Origin of the sequence: Pseudomonas saponiphila (genome assembly GCF_900105185.1) — a bacterium.
Lineage (GTDB): Bacteria > Pseudomonadota > Gammaproteobacteria > Pseudomonadales > Pseudomonadaceae > Aquipseudomonas > Aquipseudomonas saponiphila.
Genome location: NZ_FNTJ01000001.1, coordinates 1,073,526 through 1,097,640 on the forward strand (window position 1 = coordinate 1,073,526; position 24,115 = coordinate 1,097,640).

Genomic DNA, 24,115 nt, shown 5'->3' on the forward strand with positions numbered 1-24,115 from the left:
GGAAATGGCGTAATCTCGCGCCTGGCCAACGAGCCCTCCACCTGCCCTGAGGCCTGTCATGCAAAGGATGCTGTGCAGTGTTTTAAGCCTGGCGATCATCCTGTCGTCGCTGGGCGCCTGTACCACGGCGCCGGTCAGGCCAGCGGTGGAGGGCCCGCAGGTGTATGGCTACACCCTTAATCAGCCCTTGAGCCGTGAGCAGGTGCAGCGGCTGACTGACACCGGCAAGCACTATATCGGGCCCCTCAAGCTGTATCAGCAGGTGTTGCCGGACGGCAGTCAGTTCGATTTCTACACCGACTACCGCAAGTGGCTGGATACGCTGGCCCGTACCAGCCGGGAGTTCCCTGCCGAGAGCGATTGCCAGGCGGCCCAGCAGGCGGACCAGATGCAGCTCACCACCCTGATCGATGACTTCAACGCCCGTCAGGCCCGCCCGGCGGGAGTGCCGCGTCAGGTGGGGGAGGTCTATGCCGTCCGGGCGCTGGACGCCTGTCAGCGTGTCGCTGGCCAGGGGCCCGGAGCACAAGCCTTTCGCTACACCCTCTGGGCCACCCTGCAAACCGAAACGGCAGCCCATGAGCACGACTTTCAGCGCAAGGTCGAGGACCCGCATGCCCAGGCCCGGGACATCACGCAGGCGATACTCCTGTTGCCCTTTGTCGCGCTGGGCGCGTTCATGGGGGGCGGCTGCACCGATTTTCAGTCGCAACCGGATGATGGCGACGGCTACTGCGCCCGGCAGCGCGCAGGGGCAAGTAAATGAAGCACCAGGATCAATAGCGCCACTTGCGGCCCAAGTCTTCGCCGTAGCGCTGGCCGCTCAGCGCTACGGCGCCGTCATCGTCGGCATGCACCTCGGCCAGGCACAGCAGCACCAAGGCATCTGCCCAGGTAGCCACCACCTGATGTGCCCGCTGTCGAGCAACGCCATCAGGCAGGTGCCACCAGCGGCGGGTAAGCCGGTTTCCTCGTCGTTGATGCCACAGGTTGCAACATGGAGCGTCCTTGTTCGCTGGGTGATGGGGCGGAGCTGGAGTACTCTCGCTCCAGGCTATTCAGTCGTTCATGGAAATCAGGGAGATTTTATGCAAAGGGGGCTGTGCACAGTAGTGAGCCTGTCGCTCATCGTTTCATCCTTGGGCGGATGCGCTTCGCAAGCCAAACCCAGAGTGGCGGGCCCTCAGGTTTATGGTTACACCCTCAATCAACGGCTCTCCGTTGACGAGTTCAAGGCGCTGTCCGATACGGGCCTGGAGACGATGAGCGGGCTCTCGATCTACGAGCTGAAAGCCCCTGCGGGTGCCAAGCTAAGTCTGTATCTGGAGCGCACCTTGTGGGTGGATAGAGTTGAGAAACTCAGCGGCCCATTCGAAGTCGCAAGTGATTGCGAAAATGCCTTCAAAGATGAGTCTGCGCAGTTGCAGGCGACGATTGCCGAGTTCAACTCCCGTCGGGCACGCCCGGGCGGGGCGCCTCGTCAGGTTGGAGATATCTACGCCAGCCAATCGACGACCCCTTGCGAGCGTAAAGGCGGAAGAGACACGGATGCCCAGAGCTACCGTTATCGGCTCGCTGCCAGCCTGAGCACCGAAACCGCGCCGGTAAAACACGGACTGTCGGAAAAGGTTGAAAACGCCTACATGGGTATGTGGATGGGCATCTTCACCATTGTTCTCTTGCCTTTTGTATTGGTTGGCGCAGCAGTAGGCGCCGTCACTGACTGACCGCTCAATAGCGCCACTTACGCACCAGGTCTTTGCCGTAGCGCTGGCTGATCAGCGCTTCGGCGCCGTCATCGTCGTCATGCACCTCGGCCAGGCACAGCAGCATCAGGGCATCCAGGTACTCCTCGGGCGAGTCGAAGAAGCGCGTCAGCGCTGTGCCTGTGTCGTGGTCGAAGTAGTAGACCGCGCCGCTTTCCCGGTGGAAGCAGAACAGGTTGCCGTTGCCCAGGTAGTCGCCGAAAGCGATCAACTGGTGCGCCAGCGCCAGGTCCAGATCGCTCTCGGGGATATCGACGATGCCGGGGTAGGCTTCCAGCAGTGGCTGGATGCAGAGGTTGCCGGGCTCGACGCTGCAGAGGGTTTCCGCCAGGGACAGCACCCCCAGCTGCCGGTGATAGTCGCGTAGCGAGGGAGGCAGCGGACAGCCCAGGCGCTGCTCCAGGGCCTGCAGGGCGTCCTCGCCAACCGGCGTCAGTTGCGGCTCGTTGACGTGGCCTTCCCATAGCGCGCCATAGGCGCCGATGACCGCCAGGTACCAGTTCAGCCGCGCGACTTGATCAGGCAGTTCGGGCCAGGCCAGGGGCGGGCAACCGGCGGGAGGCCATTGTTCGGGGATGGTTTGATCGGTCATGCAGCGTCCTTGCAAGGGCGGGAAGGGGCAGCTTTTATCCATGGCTTGAACAGATGGGTCAAGCCTGATGAGCGCTGCGGACATTGTTGGCGGTAAGGTCCGGACCTAGCCTGTGCTTTCGATCTTGAATTCATAAGGGAGGACCGCCCAATGACCTTGCAAGCGGGAGTCATCGATGCCTGGGCGCAGCCGGCCAACGGCCGTGCCCGGGCGCTGTTGCCGGAAGTGGCGCGGTTGTTCGAGAAGTCCGGGGCCGCGCATTTGCTGGACCAGGCCTTGAGCATTGAGCACACCGTGGAACTGATGGACCAGGCAGGTGTGGAGAAACTCATGCTCTCGGCCTGGTGCCGGCCCGAGGGCTGGGTGTTCAGCAATGATGAGATTGCGGCTTATACCCGGGCCTTTCCCGAACGTTTCGTCGGCGTGGCCACGGTGGACCTGAGCCGGCCCATGGCGGCGGTGGCCGAGCTGGAGCGGGCCGTCAAGGAGCTGGGCTGCAAGGCCCTGCGCATCGTGCCCTGGTTGTGGAAACTGCCACCCAATCACCGCCTGTATTACCCGCTGTATGTGAAATGCATCGAGTTGGGTATTCCCTTTTGTACCCAGGTTGGTCATACCGGGCCGCTGATGCCTTCGGAAACCGGGCGGCCAGTGCCTTACCTGGATGAGGTGGCCCTGGACTTTCCCGAACTGGTGATCGTTGGCGGGCATATCGGGCATCCCTGGACCGACGAGATGATCGGCCTGGCCTGGAAGCACGACAACATCCACATCGATACCTCCGCTTATCTGCCCACCTACTACCCTGCGCAGTTGCTGCATTTCATGCGCACTTATGGTCAGGACAAGGTGCTGTTCGGCAGCAACTTCCCCCAGCTGTCGCTGAAAAAATGCCTGGAACAGGTGCAAGCTCTGGAACTTCCGCCGGCCATTGCGGACAAATTTCTCCAGGGCAATGCCCGTCGGGTATTCGGTTTGTAAGCGTCGGCATCAGGCGCCCACCCCCCCGGGCGCCTGGACGCCGTTGCCGCGTGCGGCAGCGGTTTTTCTGGTGGGAGGTTTCTTGTTATCGTGGCCTCCCTCTTTCACGGACGAATATCGAGACAGCCCATGGCTAACTCCACCCCGTCACGCCTCGGCAAGATCCTCCAGGGTCTGCTGTTTGTTCTGATCGGCATCGGCCTGTTGGTCATCGCCGTCAACCTCACCCTCGACCGTCGCGAATTTATCGCCAGTGCCCAGACCGCCGACGGTATCGTCAGTGATCTGAACGCCGGTGGCTCGCACCCCGAAATTGCCTTTACTACCGGCAGCGGTGAGAAAATTTCCTACCCCCAGGGCGGCTTTATCTTCGGCTACCAGAAAGATCAGCCGGTGCGGGTGTACTACCAGCCCGAGCGACCGGCCAACAGTGCGGTCATCGATGACCCCGCAGCGCTCTGGGCGACTCCTGGCGTGCTGGGCCTGATCGGTCTGGTATTCGCCCTTGCCGGTCTTGTCGCTGTCGTCAGCCAGCGCGGTCGCCGCGCGCCCCAGCCATTAAAAGGACTTTGAATTCATGAGCTACAACATCCCCATCCCGGTCAATGAGAGCCGCTGGCAGTACCAGACCGCCAGCGGCGGCGGTTTGACCGTGGCCTTGGTGGCGGGCAGTGGCGGCTCGATCATCCTGCGCTCACCTCAGGGCCAGGATGTCAGCTATCGCTATGGCGGGCTGGGCGTGGGCGTGGGCTTCGGCGCGCGTCTGCCGCGCTTCGGCAAGATCAATTTCCAGATCAAGGGCAAGAGTGTCGCCGGCGCCGGCGCCGCCGAAGCCTTCCCCAGCACCGGCAAGGTGTTTGTCAGCGACGCCCTGGTCAGCCGTGACCTGACCAGCGACGACATCACCGGCCCCTGCATGTACACCGAAGTCGCCGCCGGTCTGGTGGTGGGCGGCTCGGCCACGGCGCTGCTGTTCGGCCTGGATCCGAAACTGCTGGCGCTGGCGGTAGCCTTGAATTCCAACCCGGCGACGTCGCTGATTGCCTCCTCCACGGTCAATCAGAAACTGGTGCAGTCCGCCAAGGGCGCGGTGGTCATGGCCGGCATGAATGCCGGCGTGCAGGCCGGTGGTGGCGTTGGGGTGTTCATGGGCTATCTGTTCTAGGAAAGGCCCACTGGCGTGCCTGGACTCACAGGCGCGCCAGGCAGTGTTGAAGAATGTCCAGGCCTTCCTCGAACACCTCCGGTTCCGTGGTCAGCGGCGCCAGCAGGCGGATGATGTGCCGCGACTTGCCGCTGGGCATCAGCAGCAACCCGGCTTCCCGGGCGCTGCCGAGCAGGGTGCTCAGGTGCTCCGGCGCCGGTTCGCCGCGGGCGTTGACCAGCTCGATGCCGCGCATCGCGCCGACCCCGGTCAAGCGGCCCAGAAAGGTGCTCAGCCGATCGGTTTTCCAGGCCTCATAACGTTGCACAATCGCCTGTTCCTGGCGCTCGCCCCAGGTTTGCAGGTGCTCGTCGGTCATTTCCTCCAGGGTCGCCAGTGCTGCCGCGCAGGCAATCGGGTTCCCCGAGTAGGTGCCGCCCAGGCCGCCCTTGGGCAGCACGTCGAGCAATTCCTTGCGCCCCACCACGGCCCCCAGTGGCAACCCGCCGCCAATGCTCTTGCCCAGCAGGATCAGGTCCGGCTCGATGCCCAGGCGCGAGAAGGCAAAGCGCTGTCCGGTGCGGCCGAAGCCGGACTGGATTTCATCGGCGATCAACAAAATGCCATGTTCGTCACAGAAGTTGCGCAAAGCCCGGGCGAAGGTCGCGTCCAGGGCCAGGAAGCCGCCTTCGCCTTGCACCGGTTCGAGGATGAAGCAAGCCACTTCCTCGATGTCGATTTCCACACTGAACAGGCGCTGCATGGCCTTCAGCGCTTCGTCGCAGCTGACGCCGTTGTCGGCGCTGGGGTAGGGCAGGTGATACACCGGTCCAGGCAGCACGCCGACCTTCTGCTTATAGGGCGCCACCTTGCCGTTGAGGTTGAGGGTGGCCAGGGTGCGCCCGTGAAAGCCGCCGTCGAAGGCGATGACCGCGCTGCGCCCAGTGGCCCCGCGGACGATCTTCAGGGCATTTTCCGCGGCTTCGGCGCCGCTGTTGGTGAGCATGCCGCTGACCGGGTAACGCACCGGGATGAAGGCCGCCAGGCGTTGCATGAACTCGATGTAGGGCTCGTGCTGCGCGGCGTTGAAGGCGTAGTGGGTGAGCCGGGTGGCCTGCTGCTGAATGGCCGCGACGATACGTGGATGGCAATGCCCAAGGTTGAGCACGCCGATACCGCCGACGAAGTCGATGTAGCGTTTGCCGTCGCTGTCCCAGACCTCGGCGTTGCGCCCGTGGCTGAGGCGGATCGGGTGAACGGTGGAAATTGAACGGCTGATGTTCTCGTGGCTCATGGATGCGGGCTCTGGGTGCCGGAAACGAGCCGTTATCTAAGCCGGGGCCGGGGGGCCGGGACAAACGAAATAAAGTCGCCGGGTCAGTATGAAAATTCCCGATGTGCCGCAGCCTCTACTTCACTCCTGTTGCGCCCTGCGCCGGTTGCGCAGATGCCGTACCAGCGCCATCAGGGCCACCAGCGCTATTACCCCGAGGAAGATCGGCAGGCGATAGGGCTTCAGGTCACCGAGGAAATGCTCCAGGGCTTCGCCAGCCCAGTAGCCGCCGCTGACGAACAAGATGGCCCAGACCGCCGCGCCCAGTACGTTGAGCAGGGCGAAGCGCCAGGGCGCCAGGCCGCTGGCGCCGATCACCATGGGGCCGACCAGGCGCATGCCGTAGAGAAAGCGCACGGCGAACACCGAGGTCGATGGGTAGCGCTGGATCAGCCCCTGGACCCGTTCGATGGCCGCCTGATGGCGCTTGAGCCTGGGCAACAGGCGCGCCCCGGAATAACGGCCGGTCCAGAACAGCAACTGATCGCCGAGGATGCCGCCCAGGGTGGCCCAGCCGATCACTTGCGGCCACTGCAGGCTGCCCTGATGCGCCGCCATGCCGCCGAGGATCAACACGGTTTCGCCCTCCAGCAGGCAGCCGATGAAGATCACCCAGTAGCCGTAGGCGGCGATCAGGGCGTTGAGGTCGAGGTGTTCGAGCATGGGCAAGGGCTTCCGCAGGAGGCATGAAAACAAGCCGGGCGGTGATCAGGTTACACATGGCTCTGATTCCCTTCACCGGCACAAGTGCCCGGGATCTTCCAGTGCAGGTACCGCCAGGGCGCCGGCCAGTCCATCAGAACCTAGCGTAGACGCCAGCTTCGGCGGCGGACAAGGGTGGGCCTACGGGCCATTGCTTGCGTGGAGCAAACTGGGTTCGGCGGGTGTGTGAAAGCCCCTTTGATTGCAGACTGGATGCGCGAGCAGGATCAGTCGTTATCTGCGTCGGCTTGCTCGGCCCAGGCGGACTTGGACGAGGGATAGCGTACTTCAACCTGGGCGCCGGCTTGAATCAGGGCCTCCTGCCAGACCCTGAACTGTTGCGGCCAGGCCTGGATCACCTTGAAGGGGAGGCCGGTCAGCAAGTTTCTGGCCACGTTGGGGCTGAGGCCCATGGCTTGCCTGATCAGCGCGAAGATCTTCGCGGGGTTGGGGCCCACCTCGGTGATCCAGAGTGCTGGATCACTGGAGGCGAGGGGCGGGTAGTCCGCAAGCGGAGCATACTGCCGGGTGAGCGCTGCCCTGGCATCGCTATAGCTCAGCGAAGCCAGGGCCCGGGCACTGGCCAGATGTTCATCGCAGAACCACTCGTAGCCATGAGGGTGCCCCGCGCACCCTTGGCCCAGCGGGCGATAATCGGCGAACTGCACCATGCCACCGCCAGTTCCGGCATGGCACATCTCCGAGGAAAAATCGTTGTGGCACAGGTCGCATACGGGTGGCTTCATCGATCGATCACTCTGGGCATGCTCGGCCTCTGGGCTGAGGTCACGCAGTCTGCCCCAACACCCACGCCCAGAACATCCCCGCCATGTACAAGCCCAGCCCGAACACCGAATGCGCCATCAGGCTGCGCAGCCGGGCCACATTCGGCTTGGGCATCTTGCTCGCCGCGACACCTGCGCCCATGCCCGGTTGCATCAGCAGGAACGGCGCCGCCACCGTCAATACGCCGATGATCAGGGCCGGTGCCAGGGTCGGTTGGCGCGCCCACTCCAGGCCGCAGACCAGCAGCAACAAAGCGGCGAAGACCACGCCGATCAGGTAGTGAGCCAGCCAGCCAAGAGCATGTTCCCCGGGTACCGCGTTGGCCTGGGCAATGCTCTGGTGCAAGAACTGGCCACGAGGAAAGTGGCCGATCCAGCGTCCGACCATGGCCCAGTTAGGCCCGGGAATGTTCAGTGCCTTGGCCAGAAACAATGTCCACAGATCGAGGATCAAGGTCGCGCCGAAACCGATCAGCAACGCCGGTAAAATCAATGCCAGGTACTCATGCATAACGACTCCTTGCTGCGCGATGGGCAGCGATTCAGATTGGCGTATGGGTGTGATAATGTTTCATTCAATTAATTTATTGAATGATTGATAAGTCAGCAGGAGCTGTCAATGACCGATTCGTTTTCCCCCCAGCAGCCTCTGGCGGACATGGCTGAGCTGGCGCGCATTCTCGGCCACCATCACCGGCTGATCCTGCTGCAGCACATCGCTCGCGGCGAGCTGCCGGTGGAGCGTCTGGTGGAAGCCTCGGGCCTTTCGGTGGCCAACACCTCCCAGCATCTGCAGCAGTTGCGGCGTGGCGGTTTCGTACAGACCCGGCGCGATGGCAAACGGGTGCTCTACAGCCGGAGCCCGGGGCCGCTGGCGGGGCTGTTGGACGCTTTGCGTCAGTACGTCGATTACAACCATGGGCTGATTCGCCAACTGCTGACCGATAGTGAGCAGCAGCCGGTGCGACTGGAGGGTATTTCCCGTGAAGAACTGCGCCAACGCTTGCAGGAAGGCGGCATGACCCTGCTGGACGTGCGCTCAGCGGAAGAGTTCGCTCAAGGACATTTACCCGGGGCAGTCAACATTCCGCTGGATGATCTGGAACAGCGTCTGGCCGAACTGCCTGCCGATCAGGATCTGGTGGCCTACTGCCGTGGCCCGTACTGTGTGCTGTCACACAATGCCGCTGCCCTGTTGCGGGCCAAGGGCTTCAAGGTGCGGCGCCTGGAGCAGGGGTTCACCGATTGGCAAGCGGCGGGATTGGGGGTGGAAACCAGCGAGTAAAAGCGCCACCTGGGCCGGCATACAGGACATTGCCTAGGGCGTCATGATCCATATCAACAGGGTTTTCAGAAAAATCCGCTACAAGGGCAACAGGCTCGGACCCACAAGGTATCGAGCTCCGGGCCCGCACCCTGAGGGCCGGGATAACCAATAAGAACCTTTGTGGACATCGGCCGAGGGGACCACCCCAGGCGGATTTTAAAGGAATAACCTGATGGCTTTCTCTCTGTCGCGCCTGTCCCTGCTGGGCGCCGCGTTGCTCTGCGTACCTCTTTTGCATGCCAGCGAGCCGACCCCGGCAGCGGCGCTTTCCAGCCCCGACTCCGAGTTGATCCAGCGTGGCCAATACGTGGCTCAACTGGGCGATTGCATTGCCTGCCACACCGCCAAGGGCGGGGCCACCATGGCGGGTGGCCTGGAGCTGAAGACGCCCATGGGCACCATCTACTCCAGCAACATCACCCCGGATAAAGACACCGGTATCGGCCGCTACAGCTTCGAAGAATTCGACCGCGCCATGCGCGACGGCGTCACCCCTGACGGCAGCCATCTGTACCCGGCCATGCCGTATCCGTCCTACGCCAAGATGACCGAAGAGGACATGCACGCCCTCTACGCCTACCTGATGCACGGCGTGGAGCCGGTGGCCCAGGGCAACCTGGAAGCCGACATGGGCTTCCCCTTCAACCAGCGCTGGGGCCTGTGGTTCTGGAACCTGGCCTTCGTCGACAAACAGCCGTTCAAGCCCGATCCAGCCAGGGACGAGCAACTCAATCGCGGCGCCTACCTGGTCCAGGGCCTGGGCCATTGCGGTTCCTGCCACACGCCACGGGGCATTGCCTTCCAGGAGAAGGCCATGAGCGATACCGAATCCGGCGGCCGGCACTACCTGGCCGGCGAGACGGTGGAAGAGTGGCGGGCCCTGAGCCTGCGCAACCTGTGGACCGTGGAAGACACGGTGCAATTGCTCAAGACCGGGCAGAACCGCTTCGCCACGGTGTCCGGCAACATGGCCGATGTGATCCACCACAGCACCCAGCACTTCACCGACGCCGACCTGACCGCCATCGCCGCCTACCTCAAGTCCTTGCCGGCCGGTAAGGACGATCTGCCCATGCCTGCGGTGGCCCTGACTCCGGCGGCCCCGCCGAGCAACCTGTTCACCTCCCGCGGTGGCCTGGGCTACGCGCAGTTCTGCTCCGACTGCCACCGTCAGGATGGCGCCGGCGTGCCGCAGATGTTCCCGTCCCTGGCGGGCAACCCCAGCGTCGCCTCGGCCAACCCGACCTCCTTGCTGCACATCACCCTGACCGGCTGGCAGACCGCGCAGACCGCGGCTCATCCGCGGGTCTACACCATGCCTGGCTTCGCCCAGCTGGCGGATGGCGAGATCGCCGAAATCCTCAGTTTCATCCGCAGCAGCTGGGGCAACAACGGCTCGGCCATCAGCGCCGAGCAAGTGAAAAAGATGCGCGCGCAATTGAGCCCGCAAGTGGAAAGCACCCTGTTCGAAACCCCGCGCCTGGCCAACCTGCTGGCGGCACCGAATGCCGAGCAAGTGGTGCGCGGCATGCGCCTGCACCTGGAAACCAAGGCCCTGCTGCCGGACAACGTCGGCAACTCGCTGAACTGCACCAGCTGCCACCTCAACGCCGGCACCGTGGCCGACGGTTCACCCTTTGTCGGTGTCTCGGCGTTCTTCCCCGGCTATGCGCCGCGGGCGGGCAAGACCATCACCCTGGAGGAGCGCATCAACGGCTGCTTCCGGCGTTCCATGCATGGCAAGCCGCTGCCGGTGAACGGTGCCGACATGCAAGCCATGGTGGCCTATTTCGAGTGGATGAAAATGAACACTCGTCCCGAAGACAAGGTGGCCGGGCGTGGCGTGGGCAAGATCGACCCGGCTCTCAAGCCCAACGCCGACAACGGCAAGCGGGTGTACGCCAAGCAATGCGCGGTGTGCCATGGCGCGGATGGCGAAGGCCTGAAACGTGCCGACGGCAGCCTGATCTTCCCGCCGTTGTGGGGCGATCAATCCTTCAACATCGGCGCCGGCATGGCCCGTACCTACACCGCCGCGGCCTTCGTCAAACGCAACATGCCGATTGGCTTCCACGAGAAATTCCCCCTGGGCCAGGGCGGCCTGTCGGACCAGGAAGCCCTGGACGTGGCCGAGTACTTCTCGCACCAACCGCGTCCGGACTTCCCGGACAAGGTCAAGGACTGGCCCAATGGCGGCCGTCCGGCGGACGCCCGCTACTGATCGCTGCCGCAGACTGCAACGAGGCCCTCAAGAGCGCGCGCTCTTGAGGGCTTCGCGGTCTTTGGTGGCCGCTGCGGATTGTGCAGAAAAGTCTGTGGAGGCGCAGTGGCGCCGCGGTAAGATCGCCGTCCTTTGCCCGCCGTCCGAGCGGGCGGTCCTTCAAGGATGAATCATGCGGCTTCGCTCGATCCTGTTGCTGACCCTGTCCCTGGGGCTCGGCGGTTGTGCCTTTGTTTCTGCGCTCAAAGCGACCACTGTCAGCTACCGGGTACCGGCCGATGCCGGTGAAACCGCATTGATCCGCATTGTGGCCCAAGGGATGGTCCGTGGCGTGCCCTACAGCGATTGCATCGACTGGAGCAAACCGGCGTCGGGGCTGATGGTTCGCCCCCATCGCGGCATCGCCAATCCCAACTTCCGCAACCTGCACATTCCGATGACCGCTGCCACCGATCGCATGCGGCGCCAGGAGGGCTTTGGCGCCAACGAGCTGAAGATCCCGGCCAATCGTCCGTTCGCCTTCATGTTCTACAACACGGAACCGGGGATGAGTCGGGACTACCGCGCAGTCTGCGAACAGAGCGTGACCTTCGTGCCCGAGGCCGGCGCGACCTATCAGATGGAGTTCCTCCAGGACCAGATGTGCACCGCCCGGCTGCGCAAGATCGATGAGCGTGGCGAGGCGCTGCCGGACCTGGTGGTTCTGCGGCCCACCGGTTTTTGCCGGGCCGACGCGCAATAGGGCGTGAACCTAGGGGGCGTCGTAGTGCTTGCAGATTTCTTCCCAGATGTAGGCGCCGCGAAAGCGGATCCAGCGGATGAACAAGCGCCCGCGAAACGCCTGCCAGCGGCTGTTGCGCCGTAGCGCAAGGCTTGCCTCGATCTCCTCCAGCAAGGGCTCGCGAGCGAAGCCCATCCAGATTTCCGGGATCACCGCCATCAGGTTGACGTAGCACACCGGCGCGACCTCTTCGTAGAGAATGCGCTCGACCTCGGCTCGGTCATAGTTCTGGGTTTCGCGGGCGATGTAGGCGTAGTCCACCTCGTTGTCCACAAAGGCGTCCGATAACACGTAGCGAATATCGTCCCGCTGCTTCGGGGTGATGTCTGATGCCACGCGGTGCTCCTTCCTTGGGCTTTCGGGGATCTGCCTGGCGCGCTGGCGAATTCTATCTTGGGGCGATCATCCGGGTCGGCGCCGTGCCATTGGCATTGTGCTGGAGAATGGCCACCGGCTGCCCCTGCGGATTGAAAAACACCTGACCTATCCCTGAGGAATTCCACAGCCGCTCGCCGGCTTCGGCATGCTCGGGCACGTGGGGCATGACCTTCATCCGTCGGCGCTTGGTGAACCAGTTCAACGGCGAGCGCGGCGAGTAGAGCCAGCGGTTGAGACGGTCGAACCATTCCAGCAGGGCGGCGGGGAATTCGTTCTTGATGCCGCTGCTGGTGATCTGCCAGATCCGCGGGCCGCCTTTTCGATGGCGGATCAGCACTTCGTAGACGAAGGAATAATGCACATCGCCGGAGAGAATCACGTAGCTGCCCGGGGTTCGCGAGTGGCGGAAGATGTTCAGGATCACCTGGGCCGATCCGCGGTGGGCCATCCAGTTTTCCGCGTCCACCAGCAGCGGGTAGCCGCACCAGCTGAAGACTTTCTGCACCGTCTCGATCAGCTTGACGCCGAAGATCGGCGCCGGTGAAACGATGATCGCCGAGGGGTGATCCAGCAGTTCCTGTTGCAGTTCGCACAGGGCCTCCCAGTCCAGCAGGCCCGAAGGCTGGCCCAGGTTGGACTCGCTGCGCCAGCGTCGGGTGCGGGTGTCCAGCACCACCAGGGGCGGGGTGCTGGGCAAGACGTACTGCCACTGTTCAAAGCGCAGCAGCCGGTCGATCAGAGCGTCCTGGGCCCGAGGTTCCAGCAGCTGCTCCGGGCCTTGTGGCGTGGCGCTCAAGGCGCGCACCTGTTCCAGCAGTGGCGCGAACGCATCCGGGTTGTTGCCCCAGCCCTGGCACAGCATGTATGCCAGCAGGGCGTTGCCGATGATGCGCTTGGAGAAGGGATGGCCGTAGGCGGTTGCTTCCCACTGGGCGCTGAGGTTCCAGTCATCGGTGATGTCGTGGTCGTCGAAGATCATCAGGCACGACAGGTGGGCGAAGACCCGCGCGGCCCCCTTCAGGCCCAGGACAAAATCCTCGATGCGCTGCTGTTCCCGGTTGTAGCGCTGCTGTTGCTCCGGCGGCAGTCGTGGCGGCTTGGGCGCGATCAGGGTCCAGGGCACCGGCGACCAGACCAGCAAGTACATGGCCAGCACCTCGGCGAAGGTCACCAGGTGGTTGTCGGCATTGCTGCTGGTGAAGATCGGTTTTTTCACTCCGCCGAAAAACCGTTCGCGCAGGGTTTCATTGCTCTTCAACGCCGGGAGCAGTTCGGCCCGCTGGTAGTAGCTGGCGCCATGGCGGTACAGCGCCTGACTGTCGGCCACCACGGCGCCGTCCAGTTGTTCATCGAACAGCCCGAGGCGCTCGATCAGCGCATGGATGGACCGCAACATGGGCCCGGCCACATCGTCGGCGTAGATCTGGTCGCCACTCATCATCAGCAAGGCCGGGCGCTGCGCGGGCTCGGGTCGTTGCGCCAGCAGGCGATCGACACACAGCAGACCATCGCTGGACGGGTGATGGGGCTTGCGGCAGGAGCCGTGCAGCAGGTTGTCGATGCGGCTGTGGAGCACGAACTCCGCAGTCCTGGCGTCGCCATACAGCAGGTGCGGTGCCCAGTCGGCAATGGATCGGGCGCCGTCCTCGGCGTCGTTGATCAACAGGTCATAGGCAATCGCCACGTCCTCGGGCAGGGCGTTGTCCAGGGGCACATCGATCAGATGGATAAAGGCCTGGCGCCCGACGGGGATGACCTGGCATTGCTGCTGATCGAGGGCCAGCTCCAGGGCCGGTCCGCCCGTGGGCTGCAGGCGCAGGGTCAGCGGCAATGCCCTTGAACCCACCAGCCACAGCAGCAGCCGCGTCGGCTCCAGGCGGCGCAGCAGCGGGCCAGCGAGAACAGGGGGCAGGGCAGGATTGGGCGCGGACGGGGACATGTGCAGCATGGGCTCTGGCGGTTGCAAAGGGGGCGAAATACTAGCGCAGCCGATGTCGAAGAAACGTCGGCTGCGGGCGCAGGAGCCAGGCTTTTGTATCCGATTATTTACTGGCGCTGGCCAGCATCACGCCGAATCCGAGAAAGGTCATCCCCGACAGCTTGCCGACGATCCGCGCGCCCCGGCGGCTCGACAGCCAGCCCCTGGCGCTGTTGGCCATCAGCGCATAGCCGCTGTGCAGCGCAATCACCAACAGGCTGTAGCTGGTCACCAGCAGCAAGAACTGGCTGTAGTAATTGCCGTGCGGCTGGATGAATTGGGGAAACACAGCGAGAAAGAAGAATCCGGCCTTGGGGTTGAGCAACTGGATCGACAGGGCTTCGACAAAGCGCCGTCCCGGCCTGGCCTCACTGTCTTTGAGGGTTGGAACAAAGCTTTGAGTGCGCCACATTTTTATCCCCAGATACAGCAGGTACAGGGCTCCGATGTACTTGAGCAAGGTAAAGGCGGTGGTCGAGGCCGCCAGCAGCAAACCGAGGCTGCTGGCGGAGATGCCCGCTACCACCAAGGCACCCAAAGCGATGCCGAAAATCCCCGGCAGCGCTCCGGCCCAACCGTGGCGCAGGGCGTTGGACAGGGTCAGTACCACCCCGGGGCCAGGGCTGAGGATGGTCAGGGTAGCCAGCAGTAAAAACAGTCCGTAACTCGCCATGGGGCACTCCGCAATTGGACATCGAGGAGCGCAGCGTGCGCTGCGGTTGGCGACCTGACAAACGCTTTAATTGCACGGCGGCTGTGCCTAAATCAGACCCATGCCCAAGCGCGGTGTCAGGCGCCGCTGGCCGGCAACGGCGCCAGGTTATCCACAGCGTCCTGGCGAATCTGCGCCAGCATCCACTCGATAAACACTTGGGCTTCGGGCGCGGCATCGGCGGCGAGCGCGTAGTAGTAGCGGGTCAGCGGCTGGCGCAACGCCGGCAAGGGGCAGACCAGCCGGCCGCTGGTCAGGTCCTTGGCCAGCAGTGACGCGGGACACAGCGCCAGCCCCAAACCGTCGACACAGGCCTGGAGCACGAAGTGCATATGGTCGAAATGCAGGGTCGGCGACTGGCGCAGCGGCTTCAAGGCGCAATGCTCCAGCCACTTTTGCCAGTCGTTGGCGCGGGTACGACTGACCAGCAGGGTATGGCGCGTCAGGTCCTTGGGGCTGTTGAGCGCCGTGGTCTGCAACAGTGAAGGCGCCGCCACCAGCACAACTTCATCCTCCAGCAAGCATTGGGGTTGCAGCGCTGGCGCCCAGCCCGAACGCCCGCGGCGAATCACCAGATCGAAGGTTTCCCTGGCCGGATCGGGGAGCAGGGTGCTGGTCACCACCTCCGGCTGGATCTCTGGATACAGCGCCATGAACTGTGGCAAGCGCGGAATCAGCCAGCGCACCGCGAAGGACGGTCGCACGTTGATGATCACCTTGCGCAGCGCCGCGCCACGGCGCAGCGAGACAGCAGCGGTGGCGATCTGGGTCAGGGCTACGCTGACCTGTTCATAGAAGGCTTGCCCGGCAGGGGTGAGCACCGACTGGCGGATGCGCCGCTCGAACAGCAGCACCCCTAGGTGCTCTTCCAGCAACTTGATATGGCGGCTCACCGCGCTGTGGCTCACGTGCAGTTCTTCAGCGGCGCGGCTGAAACTCTCGTGGCGAGCGGCGGCAGTAAAGGCGCGGACGGCGTTCAGGGGCGGCAGGTCAGTGATCATGCGTCTAATTTAGTCACCTATGCGGCGCAATAAAAGCGTTTGTCAGTGCCACATCGTTAACGTCCATCGCGAGCAAGCTCGCTCCTACAGCAGTCACTGACATCCAGCATGGTTGGAGATAGTGATGGTCATAGCCTTGGCAAAGGCACCAAGCAATTCCGCAATAGAATCCACGAAACATCTCGCGCCAAAGCCTTGGTTGAACACTTCGGGTATCTCGCTAGGCTTGGACTGTCGCTGCCAATTCAGCGACCGGGCCTGGAAATCCGAGGAAACAATAGGCGCACAGACGCCACCATGGATTAGACTGCTGGCGCTTTTTTGCACACGCATTTCTTTTCATGGCGGCTGTGCGCGGGAGGTCTTCGGGCCTGCCGGGTTTCCTATTGTCCCGGTTTCCAGCCTGCGCACAGCTGCCACCCTTTCGCCTGGAAACGAACGTGGCAGCACTTCAAATAGGAGTGAGTTCCATGGACGTTGCGACTCAGTATCTTCCCTCTACCACCCCTTGCACCGAGGCCCACGCCGGAGGTGCGCAATGACCATCAAGACCCTCGGCCATGTCACTTTCGCCGCCAGTGGTGAAGCCCAGCATCCGCTGTTTCGGGTCAACCCGGACGTGCCGCTGCGCGAAGCCCTGGAGCAGGTGTCGCAATTGCTGTTTCACGCCAAGCATCTGGCTCGGGACGCGGCGTTGGAGCGGGATGACCGCTATGCTTGGGCCGCTCATTACTTCAGCGAGATGGGCAAGGCGATTGTCGATGATTTGTGCCTGGGGAGCTGGCCGGCTGCCGGGGAGGGGCAGCGCGCGGGTTGAAGTGACGCTATAGAGGTCTGTGCAGGCGCAGGGGAGCCTGGAGGTGAGTCGTTCCCCGCCTGTGATTCTGTAGGAGCGAGCTTGCTCGCGATGATGCTGAGAGCGCCGCCTTCTTCCCGGCGAACCTGCGTCATCGTTGACGTCCATCGCGAGCAAGCTCGCTCCTACAGGTCAGGCCGAGGCTTTGTGTTCTTCGCCGCGTTCAATGCTTTGCGGCTGGCCTTGCTCGATCACCCAGCGCAATAGTTCGGTCACAGATACCCGATGCTTGCGCTCCACCCATTCCATGCCTGCGGGGCTGTAGTGCTCGCTGTAGCGGGTCAGGATCAAATGGTGCTGGTCGTCGGACAGGCGCAGGCTGACTTCGCGGCAATGCAGGCTGGCGTTGTCGAGCTTGGTCACCCGTTGCAGCAGCATCAGGGCATGTTGTTCGCAGGTGGACATGGGCAGCTCCTTCGCGGCAAGAGGGGCTGGGGCCGGGGCGGGGTTGATCAGGCGCATGGTCGTAGTTCTCCAGCAAGGGGAAGCCGATGCTGGCAGGCAAACCTTGCGCAAAGATGTCTGCTTTATTGCGCGAGTGAAGGTTTGTTACTGCGTTGAAATATATGACGCCGGGCGGCGAATGGTTTTAGATAACGGCTCATTCCGACTTGAAGTGATGTCCGCCGGTGAGCCGTCTCTTGATCGTGGACGACGACATTGAAGTCCTCGCGCTGCTGAAGAAATTCTTTGTCCAACAGGGCTATCAGGTGGCCGTGGCCACCGATGGTGCATCGCTGTGGGCGGCCCTGGAGCGGGAGGTGCCGGACCTGATCATCCTCGACCTGATGCTCCCCGGCGACAACGGCCTGACCCTGTGCCAGCGCCTGCGCCAGTTGCATGCCACGCCAGTGATCATGCTCACCGCCATGGGCGAGTTGAGCGATCGGGTGGTGGGGCTGGAGATGGGCGCCGACGATTACCTGAGCAAGCCCTTCGATGCCCGCGAGCTGCTGGCCCGGGTGCGGGCGGTGCTGCGTCGGGCCGGGGAGAGCCGCCCGGTGAGTGGCGAGGTGCCGCGGCCGTTGATCAAGTTCGCCGACTGGCAGTTGGACCTGACCCGCCGCGAACTGCGCTCGCCGGACCAGGTGATGATTCCGTTGTCGGCGGGGGAGTTCGACCTGCTGCTGGTGTTTGTCGAGCATCCGCAGCGCATCCTCACTCGCGAGCAGTTGCTGGACCTGGCCCGAGGCCAGGCCCATGACGCCTTCGATCGTAGCATCGACGTCCAGGTCAGCCGTCTGCGGCGCAAGCTGGAGTTCGACACCAAGCGCCCGGCGATGATTCGTACCGTGCGCAACGGCGGTTACCTGTTCACCCCCAGCGTGACCCGCCAGTGAAGCTGATCAAGCCCCTGTGGCGCTATCGCCTGCGCGATACCGTGGCGCGCTGGATCGCCTTGACCATCATCATGGCCATGCTCACCGCCCTGGCCTTCAATGCGCTGTTCGTGCAACTGGCCGGGGTCTGGGCCTATCCACCGCTGGCGGAAACCGGATTGCTGGAAAAGTCCGCAGCCATCGTGCGCATGATCGAAGCTTCGGAGCCCAGTCAGCGCCCGCGACTGGCGGAGGCGGTCAGCAGTGATCATCTGAGCATCGCCTGGCGGCCGACGCGTCAAGGATTTGCCCTGCCAGAGGTAGACGATCCGGAGTATCGGGTCGGCTCGGAAGGCATTCGCGCCATGCTGCAACCGCCCCAGCGACGTATCGAGGCTTACCAGCCCAGCGACTGGCCGGGCCCGGACGGGCGTTATGCGCTGCTGGTGCAGTTGACCGATCAAAGCTGGCTGATGTTTTCCTCGGCGTCGCGCAGTTGGGGGCTGGAGGAGGGCACCCGCAACCTGATCGTGATCGCTCTGGTGCTGATCTCCACGGGGTTGGTGGCGCTGATCGCCACTCGCCGCCTGGCCAAGCCGTTGCAGCAGTTCGCTCAGGGCGCGCGGCGCTTTGCCGTGGATTTTCGCGCGCCGCCCATCGATCCGGTGGGGCCTCACGAGATACGTCAGGCGATCCTCGCCTTCAACGCCATGCAGGCGCAGTTGCAGCACTTCATCAAGGACCGCACGCAGATGCTCGCGGCCATCTCCCATGATCTGCGCACGCCCCTGACTCGCATGCGCCTGCGTGGCGAGTTCATCGAGGATGAGGATCAGCAGCAACGGCTGTTCCGTGATGTCGACGAAATGCAGGCGATGATCAACTCGGCCCTGGAGTTCTTTCGCGACGATGCCAGGCTGGAGCAGGCCACCCAGTTCGATCTGGCGGAGTTGCTGCAGACCCTGGTGGACGACTATCGCGACCAGTCGATCCCAATCGCCTTCAGCGGGCCGTCGCGCCTGGTGTATTGCGGCCGGCCCCTGGGGCTCAAGCGGGTGATGACCAACCTGCTGGATAACGCGATCAAGTACGCAGGTGAGCCGGCCATTGTGCTGGAGCAGGGCGCCGATCATTTGCGGGTGCGGGTGCTTGATCGCGGCCCGGGAATTCCGCCCGAGGCACTGGAGCAGGTATTTGCGCCGTTCTACCGGCTGGAGAGCTCGCGCAACAAGAGTACCGGCGGCGTGGGCCTTGGGCTGTCGGCGGCGCGAGCCATCGTTCGCGAGCATGGCGGCGAGTTGCGTCTGTTCAACCGTGAGGGCGCTGGGTTGGAGGCGCGGGTGGAGTTGCCGCTATAGCCGCTGCCTGCGACAAGGCCCGAGGCGCCTGCCGGGCCTCGTCCAGGCCGGTTGATTCCGGCCTGGAGTGAATGCCGGTTGCCGATCAGGACCAGTCGAAGCTGAACAGCACCAGGCCTTCCACCGGTTCGTAGAGCATCACCACCCGGTCGGCGCCGCTGATGCCGTAATGGTAGGCGGGCACGCTGAGCACATGCTGAAAGCGCCGGCCCGCCGGGCTCAGAGGCCAGATATCGCAGTTGTCGTCGGACTCTTCGACGTCCATGGGGAACTCCACGGTTTCCACCCAGTTGCCGTAGCCCTCGGCTACACCGCCCATTTCCTCGATATAGGTCAGGCGCTGCCTGTCGTCCTTGGGCCAGGTCAGGTAGCCCAGTTCCTGATGGCGCTGGCGCGCGGTGAGGTACGCGGCGTGCTGCTTGCGATAGTGGTGTTGCAGGTTGGCGCGCTGGTTGCGTCGTGATTCGGGCAACTCGGCGTTGTCGCCGTGGAGGAAGAAATAGCGTGGGCTGCCACACAGGCGATAGCGGCCGTTTTCGATCTTGAAGCCGATCCAGTTGGTTTTCAGCAGCTCGCTGCCGAACTCGTAATCGTCGGTCAACTCGCCCACCAGCCCCTCGTCGGGCTCGATAGGGCTCAGCAGATGCAGGCGGCCAGACCACTGGGGATTGATCAGGCTGGCATCGAAGGACAGCAGCGGTAGCAGGTGTTCGGCCAGCTCCTGCTGGTCGGCGACGAACAGTTCGCTGGCGTCCGGATAGGCGACGGCGCCGGCAGGCAGTTGAGTGAGTTCCGGGGTCTGGATGGTGGGCATGCAACGGGTCCTTGATGGGGCACAGGTCAGGTGCGCGCGTTGGCGCGGTTCAGGCGTGGCAATTGCGAAAGCTGCCGGGGGTGATGCCGACGACTTTTTTGAAAGCGCGGGTCATGTGGCTTTGATCGAAGAATCCACAGTGAAACGAGGCTTCGGTGATACTCGCGCCGCTGCGCAACAGGTGCTGGACCCGGGCGATGCGGCGTTGGATCTGGTAGCTGTGGGGCGAGATGCCCAGGCTGTTCTTGAACACCCGGATCATGTACAGCGGCTCCAGGTTCACCTGGGCCGCCAGTTCTTCCAGGCGGATACTCTGTTCGAAGTCGTCGTCCAGTCGCTGTCTGATGCGTTTCACCGCCTCGCGCTCCTGGCGATCAGTGGCTGGCTGGTGCACGCCGTTTCTCTGGAACAACTGCGCCAGCAGTTCCAGCAGAATGCTTTCGCGCTCAAGGCTTGAGTCGGCGTGTTCGATCAGTAGGTGCTGTTGCAGGAACCAGTGGGCGAAGGTCGGATCTTCGCTCAGCACTTCGCGAAACAGGTGGATGTGATCCGCAGGGAAGCGCTGGCCGAGAATGGCCCGGTTCAGCCACTGCGGGTCCAGGTACAGCATGCGATAGACCCAGCCCTGGTCGCAGGCCTGGACGCCGTCGTGGATTTCGCCGGGGCTGATGGTGACCACGCAGCCCTGGGTCGCCAGGTGGTGGCCGCCGCGATAGAAGAGTTTTTCCACGCCGCCGCTGATGACGCCGACGGCATAGCGGTCATGGCTGTGGCGGCCAAACGACTGCTTTCTGTAGCGGGCCGCCAGCAGCTCGCAGTCGCCTTCCGGGATGCGCCAGAAGCGGGAGAAATCCCCTGGCGGTGCTGGGGGGCGGTTCTGGTGGGCATCCATTCCATGTCCAGTTTTGTGCAATACGCAGAGATTGCCGGCCGATAAATTTAGCACTCCTTGAACCCTGCGAGCTAGACGCGATGAGTGTGATGAAACTGGTGATCGGCGACTACAAGAAGTCTTCCTGGTCGTTGCGGGCCTGGTTGGTCCTGGTCACTGCGGATGTGCCTTTTGAGGTCATCCAGATCAAGTTGGGGGAGCCGCAGACCGGCGAGCGAATCCTCGCCTATTCAGCGTCGGGCAAGGTGCCGGTGCTGCTGCAGGACGATCTGTCGATCAACGACAGCCTGGCGATCTGTGAATACGTTGCTGAACACTGGCCCCAGGCTCAACTCTGGCCTGCGGATGCCGGGCTCAAGGCACTGGCCCGCTCGGCCTGCGCCGAAATGCATGCCGGTTTCACTCAGTTGCGCACGCAACTGCCGTTCGGGGTCGACCGTGGCGAGCCCGCCCAGGTGTTGAGCCCGGCGACCGAGGCCGAGATCCAACGGGTGTTTGCGATCTGGCGCCAGTTGCTGGCCAGGAGCCAATCCGAGGCGTTTCTGTGTGGAACCTTTGGGGTGGTGGATGCCATGTTCGCGCCGGTGCTGTTGCGCTTGATGCGCTATGGCATCGCCATTCCCGGGGATCTGAAACCCTATGCCGATGCGGTGTTGCTGCACCCTCCGGTGTTGCTGTGGCTAAAACTGGCGATGCAGGAAATTTGAATGTCCGGCGCGCAAGGCAACAACAAGGTCAATCGCAGTGGGGGAATCCATGTCGAGCAATAGAGCGTTAGTGGAGCTGACCCTGGGAGGGCTGATGCTCAGCCTGTCGGCCCTGGCAGTGGCCTTTGCCCATATCGGCGCGGGTGGAGCGGGCTTCTATCGCATGCTGTTCGCCTCGCTCCTGTTCTTGCTGCTACTCAAGGTGCGCCGCATTCCGGTGTTGCTCAAGAGTGCCAAGGCCCGGCGGTACACGGCCCTGGCCGGGGTGTTCCTGGCCATCGACCTGGCGCTCTGGCACCAGAGCATCTACATCGTCGGCCCGGGGATCGGATCGATTCTGACCAACTGCCAGGTGTTTTTCATGACCCTGCTGGGCCTTTATCTGCTCAAGGAAAAGCCTTCGCTCTACTTCCTGATCTCCATCAGCCTGGCGTTTGTCGGACTGTATCTGTTGCTGTTGCCGGAAATGAGCAGCGCCCTGGGCATCAAGGGCGTGGTGTATGGCGTGCTGTCGGGCCTGGCTTACGCCGTCTGTGTGTATTTCCTAAAGGTCAACACCCAGTTGCCTGACGGCGGTGGCGACAAGATCGCGCAGATGCTCAACCTGAGCCTGTGGGCTGCGCTGGTGTTGCTGGTGTATGCCCTGGCCATGGGGGAAAGCCTGGCCATCGTCGATGGGCTGACTTTAGTGATGCTGATCATCTACGGGGTGATGGTGCAGTTCGTGGGCTGGCTATTGGTCAACCGCTCCATCGGCGCCATCAGCCTGGGGTTGGCAGGGCTGATCCTGCTGCTGGAACCGGTGATTACCTACTTCGTCGACGTGGCGTTTCTCGGCAAGGCCAGCTCGGCGCTGCAGATCGTCGGGGCATTGCTGACGATCGTTGCCGTATACATCGGTTCGATCAAACCGCCGGTCAAGGTGACGCCGGGGACCGAGGCCGCTTGAGGCCTCGATCGGATGCAGCGTCGTGATTCAGCGTCGTGCTGGATTTTTACTGCGCCCAGACCCGCCTGTCTGTGCGCAGTTTTTTTCCGGTCATTCAGGCCGACAGGGCCTGGCGCGTAGCACCGGCATCCGCCGCGGCCTGGGCCTGGGTGCGTTCGTCCTCTTCCAGTACCCGCGAGGCTCGACCCACCAGCAACGGGTCGGGGGCATGGGCGACTTTCAGGTTCTTGCCCGGGTAGTCCAGCTCATGCAGGAAATGGCGGATGCAGTTGATCCGCGCGCGCTTCTTGTCGTCTGACTTGATCACCGTCCAGGGGGCATCGGCGGTGTCGGTGTGGAAGAACATCGCCTGCTTGGCGGCGGTGTATTCGTCCCACTTGTCCAGGGACTTGATGTCGATGGGCGAGAGCTTCCAGTGCTTGAGCGGGTCATCCCGGCGCGAGATGAAGCGGCGCAGTTGTTCTTCGCGGTTCACCGAGAACCAGAACTTGAACATCAGGATGCCGCTGTTGCACAGCATGCGTTCCAGCTCTGGAGTCTGGCGCATGAACTCCAGGTATTGCAGCGGCGAGCAGAATTCCATGACCCGTTCGACGCCGGCGCGGTTGTACCAGGAGCGGTCGAAGAAGACCATTTCCCCGGCGGTGGGCAAATGCTGGATATAGCGCTGGAAGTACCACTGGCCCTTTTCCTGTTCCGAGGGCTTTTCCAGGGCGACGATCCGCGCGCCACGGGGGTTGAGGTGTTCCATGAAGCGCTTGATGGTGCCGCCCTTGCCCGCCGCGTCGCGGCCTTCGAACAGCACGACGATGCGCTGCCCGGTTTCCTTGACCCAGCTCTGCACCTTGAGCAGTTCGATCTGCAACTCACTCTTGGCCTTTTCGTACTCGGCGCGGCGCATGCGGTTGCGATAGGGGTAGTTGCCCGGCAGTGCGGCGGACACGCTGTCTTCATTGGAGCCGCGTGGCGCGCTGGCCACTTGCAGGGCCATGGGCTTCTGGCTGATCGCGCCGATTTCGGCTTCAGAGGCCAGGCTTGCCACGCTTTTGCTGGCAACGCGCGGGCGCCGCGGGCGTGGTGTTGCGGCTTTGCGCGGGGCAGTGCTGGCGACCTTGGCAATTGGTTTGGGTGTTGGCAGGGGCAGGGCGCTGGATTCTTCACTCATTGGGGGGGCCTTGGGTCGTGTACGAATGTTCATTGGTCAGTGTATGGAGGCCATCCCCACGCTCTTTGATTTCCATCAAGGTTGTGCGTGACACAAGCCTGTAGCGCAAGGCGCGCTACGGAAGCCGTTCCTGCTGATGCACTGCACCAACCCGGCCTCGCCCTGTGATGGTGGCGGCGATATTGCCGCCTATATCAATGCCCGGGGCGATATCGAGGCCTGGTTCTGCATCGCGTTCTTCGCCCTGCCGCCGCGGGTTGGCTTCGACACCCAGGCCGATAGCGGGGAGGCGCCGGGCCCGCTACCCTGGCGGACGGGCGTTTGATAAACCTCTGGCGGGTGCTTCATACTTTC

The 24,115-nt window shown here is 63.2% G+C and carries 28 protein-coding genes; 14 read left to right on the forward strand and 14 right to left on the reverse strand.

Annotated elements, in window-relative coordinates:
- The first annotated feature begins 58 nt into the window (after nucleotides 1-58).
- Nucleotides 59-766, forward strand: a complete 708-nt coding sequence (locus BLV47_RS05130) for a hypothetical protein (RefSeq protein WP_143038238.1) — start codon at nucleotides 59-61, stop codon at nucleotides 764-766.
- Between the two features lie 10 nt (nucleotides 767-776).
- Here BLV47_RS05130 and BLV47_RS36695 read toward each other — a convergent pair whose 3' ends face one another.
- A complete protein-coding gene (locus BLV47_RS36695; RefSeq protein ID WP_279626567.1) occupies nucleotides 777-902 on the reverse strand; it encodes a hypothetical protein in 126 nt (41 codons plus the stop codon).
- Nucleotides 903-1,112: 210 nt separating this feature from the next.
- Between BLV47_RS36695 and BLV47_RS05140 the strand changes: the two genes are divergently transcribed.
- The gene (locus BLV47_RS05140; protein ID WP_143038239.1) at nucleotides 1,113-1,727 is read left to right on the forward strand and encodes a hypothetical protein; all 615 of its coding nucleotides are present in this window, start codon (nucleotides 1,113-1,115) and stop codon (nucleotides 1,725-1,727) included.
- A gap of 4 nt (nucleotides 1,728-1,731) precedes the next feature.
- Here the strand turns inward: BLV47_RS05140 and BLV47_RS05145 are convergent, their stop codons facing one another.
- The gene (locus tag BLV47_RS05145) at nucleotides 1,732-2,358 is read right to left on the reverse strand and encodes an SMI1/KNR4 family protein (protein ID WP_092310638.1); all 627 of its coding nucleotides are present in this window, start codon (nucleotides 2,356-2,358) and stop codon (nucleotides 1,732-1,734) included.
- A 150-nt stretch (nucleotides 2,359-2,508) separates the two neighbouring features.
- Between BLV47_RS05145 and BLV47_RS05150 the strand changes: the two genes are divergently transcribed.
- The 3 genes from BLV47_RS05150 (at nucleotide 2,509) to BLV47_RS05160 (ending at nucleotide 4,504) form a co-directional block, all read left to right on the forward strand.
- Nucleotides 2,509-3,339, forward strand: a complete 831-nt coding sequence (locus BLV47_RS05150) for an amidohydrolase family protein (protein ID WP_092310641.1) — start codon at nucleotides 2,509-2,511, stop codon at nucleotides 3,337-3,339.
- A 129-nt stretch (nucleotides 3,340-3,468) separates the two neighbouring features.
- Nucleotides 3,469-3,912: a DUF3592 domain-containing protein gene (locus BLV47_RS05155; protein ID WP_208605246.1), complete on the forward strand. Its 444-nt coding sequence runs from the start codon at nucleotides 3,469-3,471 to the stop codon at nucleotides 3,910-3,912.
- 4 nt (nucleotides 3,913-3,916) lie between these two features.
- A complete protein-coding gene (locus BLV47_RS05160; protein WP_092310647.1) occupies nucleotides 3,917-4,504 on the forward strand; it encodes a hypothetical protein in 588 nt (195 codons plus the stop codon).
- A gap of 25 nt (nucleotides 4,505-4,529) precedes the next feature.
- Here BLV47_RS05160 and BLV47_RS05165 read toward each other — a convergent pair whose 3' ends face one another.
- The 4 genes from BLV47_RS05165 to BLV47_RS05180 all read right to left on the reverse strand — a co-directional run bounded on the left by BLV47_RS05165 (nucleotide 4,530) and on the right by BLV47_RS05180 (nucleotide 7,814).
- Nucleotides 4,530-5,777, reverse strand: a complete 1,248-nt coding sequence (locus BLV47_RS05165) for a 2-aminoadipate transaminase (RefSeq protein ID WP_092310650.1) — start codon at nucleotides 5,775-5,777, stop codon at nucleotides 4,530-4,532.
- Between the two features lie 120 nt (nucleotides 5,778-5,897).
- Nucleotides 5,898-6,479: a DedA family protein gene (locus tag BLV47_RS05170; protein ID WP_092310655.1), complete on the reverse strand. Its 582-nt coding sequence runs from the start codon at nucleotides 6,477-6,479 to the stop codon at nucleotides 5,898-5,900.
- A 266-nt stretch (nucleotides 6,480-6,745) separates the two neighbouring features.
- Complete coding sequence (locus tag BLV47_RS05175; RefSeq protein ID WP_092310658.1) at nucleotides 6,746-7,264, reverse strand: hypothetical protein; 519 nt, start codon at nucleotides 7,262-7,264, stop codon at nucleotides 6,746-6,748.
- Nucleotides 7,265-7,304: 40 nt separating this feature from the next.
- Nucleotides 7,305-7,814: a DUF2938 domain-containing protein gene (locus BLV47_RS05180; protein ID WP_092310661.1), complete on the reverse strand. Its 510-nt coding sequence runs from the start codon at nucleotides 7,812-7,814 to the stop codon at nucleotides 7,305-7,307.
- Between the two features lie 108 nt (nucleotides 7,815-7,922).
- On the opposite strand from BLV47_RS05180, the gene BLV47_RS05185 reads away from it, so the two are divergent.
- The 3 genes from BLV47_RS05185 to BLV47_RS05195 all read left to right on the forward strand — a co-directional run bounded on the left by BLV47_RS05185 (nucleotide 7,923) and on the right by BLV47_RS05195 (nucleotide 11,593).
- Entirely contained in the window at nucleotides 7,923-8,588 is a 666-nt protein-coding gene (locus BLV47_RS05185; RefSeq protein ID WP_092310664.1) for an ArsR/SmtB family transcription factor, read from the forward strand.
- A gap of 214 nt (nucleotides 8,589-8,802) precedes the next feature.
- Nucleotides 8,803-10,851 carry a c-type cytochrome gene (locus BLV47_RS05190; protein ID WP_092310667.1) on the forward strand — a complete coding sequence of 683 codons (2,049 nt, stop codon included), beginning with the start codon at nucleotides 8,803-8,805 and terminating at the stop codon, nucleotides 10,849-10,851.
- Between the two features lie 172 nt (nucleotides 10,852-11,023).
- Nucleotides 11,024-11,593: a hypothetical protein gene (locus tag BLV47_RS05195; protein ID WP_092310670.1), complete on the forward strand. Its 570-nt coding sequence runs from the start codon at nucleotides 11,024-11,026 to the stop codon at nucleotides 11,591-11,593.
- Nucleotides 11,594-11,602: 9 nt separating this feature from the next.
- On the opposite strand, the gene BLV47_RS05200 is transcribed toward BLV47_RS05195, so the two are convergent.
- The 4 genes from BLV47_RS05200 to gcvA form a co-directional block, all read right to left on the reverse strand.
- Nucleotides 11,603-11,968 carry a DUF7079 family protein gene (locus BLV47_RS05200; protein WP_208605247.1) on the reverse strand — a complete coding sequence of 122 codons (366 nt, stop codon included), beginning with the start codon at nucleotides 11,966-11,968 and terminating at the stop codon, nucleotides 11,603-11,605.
- A gap of 52 nt (nucleotides 11,969-12,020) precedes the next feature.
- Complete coding sequence (locus tag BLV47_RS05205) at nucleotides 12,021-13,949, reverse strand: alkaline phosphatase D family protein (protein WP_092317046.1); 1,929 nt, start codon at nucleotides 13,947-13,949, stop codon at nucleotides 12,021-12,023.
- 103 nt (nucleotides 13,950-14,052) lie between these two features.
- Nucleotides 14,053-14,661: a LysE family translocator gene (locus BLV47_RS05210; RefSeq protein ID WP_092310677.1), complete on the reverse strand. Its 609-nt coding sequence runs from the start codon at nucleotides 14,659-14,661 to the stop codon at nucleotides 14,053-14,055.
- Nucleotides 14,662-14,777: 116 nt separating this feature from the next.
- A complete protein-coding gene (gene gcvA, locus BLV47_RS05215; RefSeq protein ID WP_092310681.1) occupies nucleotides 14,778-15,701 on the reverse strand; it encodes a transcriptional regulator GcvA in 924 nt (307 codons plus the stop codon).
- 538 nt (nucleotides 15,702-16,239) lie between these two features.
- Between gcvA and BLV47_RS05220 the strand changes: the two genes are divergently transcribed.
- On the forward strand, nucleotides 16,240-16,518 hold the full coding sequence (locus BLV47_RS05220) for a DUF3077 domain-containing protein (RefSeq protein WP_092310684.1): 279 nt from the start codon (nucleotides 16,240-16,242) through the stop codon (nucleotides 16,516-16,518).
- A 171-nt stretch (nucleotides 16,519-16,689) separates the two neighbouring features.
- Here the strand turns inward: BLV47_RS05220 and BLV47_RS05225 are convergent, their stop codons facing one another.
- Nucleotides 16,690-16,962, reverse strand: a complete 273-nt coding sequence (locus BLV47_RS05225; protein ID WP_177431191.1) for a hypothetical protein — start codon at nucleotides 16,960-16,962, stop codon at nucleotides 16,690-16,692.
- Between the two features lie 224 nt (nucleotides 16,963-17,186).
- Here BLV47_RS05225 and BLV47_RS05230 point away from each other — a divergent pair, with 224 nt between their 5' ends.
- Both BLV47_RS05230 and BLV47_RS05235 read left to right on the forward strand, forming a co-directional pair.
- Complete coding sequence (locus tag BLV47_RS05230; RefSeq protein ID WP_060840896.1) at nucleotides 17,187-17,897, forward strand: response regulator; 711 nt, start codon at nucleotides 17,187-17,189, stop codon at nucleotides 17,895-17,897.
- Entirely contained in the window at nucleotides 17,894-19,234 is a 1,341-nt protein-coding gene (locus BLV47_RS05235; RefSeq protein WP_092310691.1) for a sensor histidine kinase, read from the forward strand. The genes BLV47_RS05230 and BLV47_RS05235 overlap by 4 nt, the downstream gene beginning before the upstream one ends.
- Nucleotides 19,235-19,319: 85 nt before the next feature.
- Here BLV47_RS05235 and BLV47_RS05240 read toward each other — a convergent pair whose 3' ends face one another.
- Nucleotides 19,320-20,048, reverse strand: a complete 729-nt coding sequence (locus BLV47_RS05240) for a hypothetical protein (RefSeq protein ID WP_092310694.1) — start codon at nucleotides 20,046-20,048, stop codon at nucleotides 19,320-19,322.
- A gap of 49 nt (nucleotides 20,049-20,097) precedes the next feature.
- Nucleotides 20,098-20,940 (reverse strand): AraC family transcriptional regulator, encoded by an 843-nt coding sequence (locus BLV47_RS05245; RefSeq protein WP_092310697.1) that lies wholly within the window; start codon nucleotides 20,938-20,940, stop codon nucleotides 20,098-20,100.
- 80 nt (nucleotides 20,941-21,020) lie between these two features.
- Here BLV47_RS05245 and BLV47_RS05250 point away from each other — a divergent pair, with 80 nt between their 5' ends.
- Entirely contained in the window at nucleotides 21,021-21,647 is a 627-nt protein-coding gene (locus BLV47_RS05250) for a glutathione S-transferase family protein (RefSeq protein ID WP_092310700.1), read from the forward strand.
- A 49-nt stretch (nucleotides 21,648-21,696) separates the two neighbouring features.
- Nucleotides 21,697-22,596, forward strand: a complete 900-nt coding sequence (locus tag BLV47_RS05255; RefSeq protein WP_092310704.1) for a DMT family transporter — start codon at nucleotides 21,697-21,699, stop codon at nucleotides 22,594-22,596.
- 94 nt (nucleotides 22,597-22,690) lie between these two features.
- Here the strand turns inward: BLV47_RS05255 and ppk2 are convergent, their stop codons facing one another.
- Nucleotides 22,691-23,587: a polyphosphate kinase 2 gene (gene ppk2, locus BLV47_RS05260; RefSeq protein ID WP_167365684.1), complete on the reverse strand. Its 897-nt coding sequence runs from the start codon at nucleotides 23,585-23,587 to the stop codon at nucleotides 22,691-22,693.
- Between the two features lie 310 nt (nucleotides 23,588-23,897).
- On the opposite strand from ppk2, the gene BLV47_RS05265 reads away from it, so the two are divergent.
- Entirely contained in the window at nucleotides 23,898-24,086 is a 189-nt protein-coding gene (locus BLV47_RS05265; RefSeq protein ID WP_092310710.1) for a M35 family metalloendopeptidase, read from the forward strand.
- The last annotated feature ends 29 nt before the right edge of the window (nucleotides 24,087-24,115 follow it).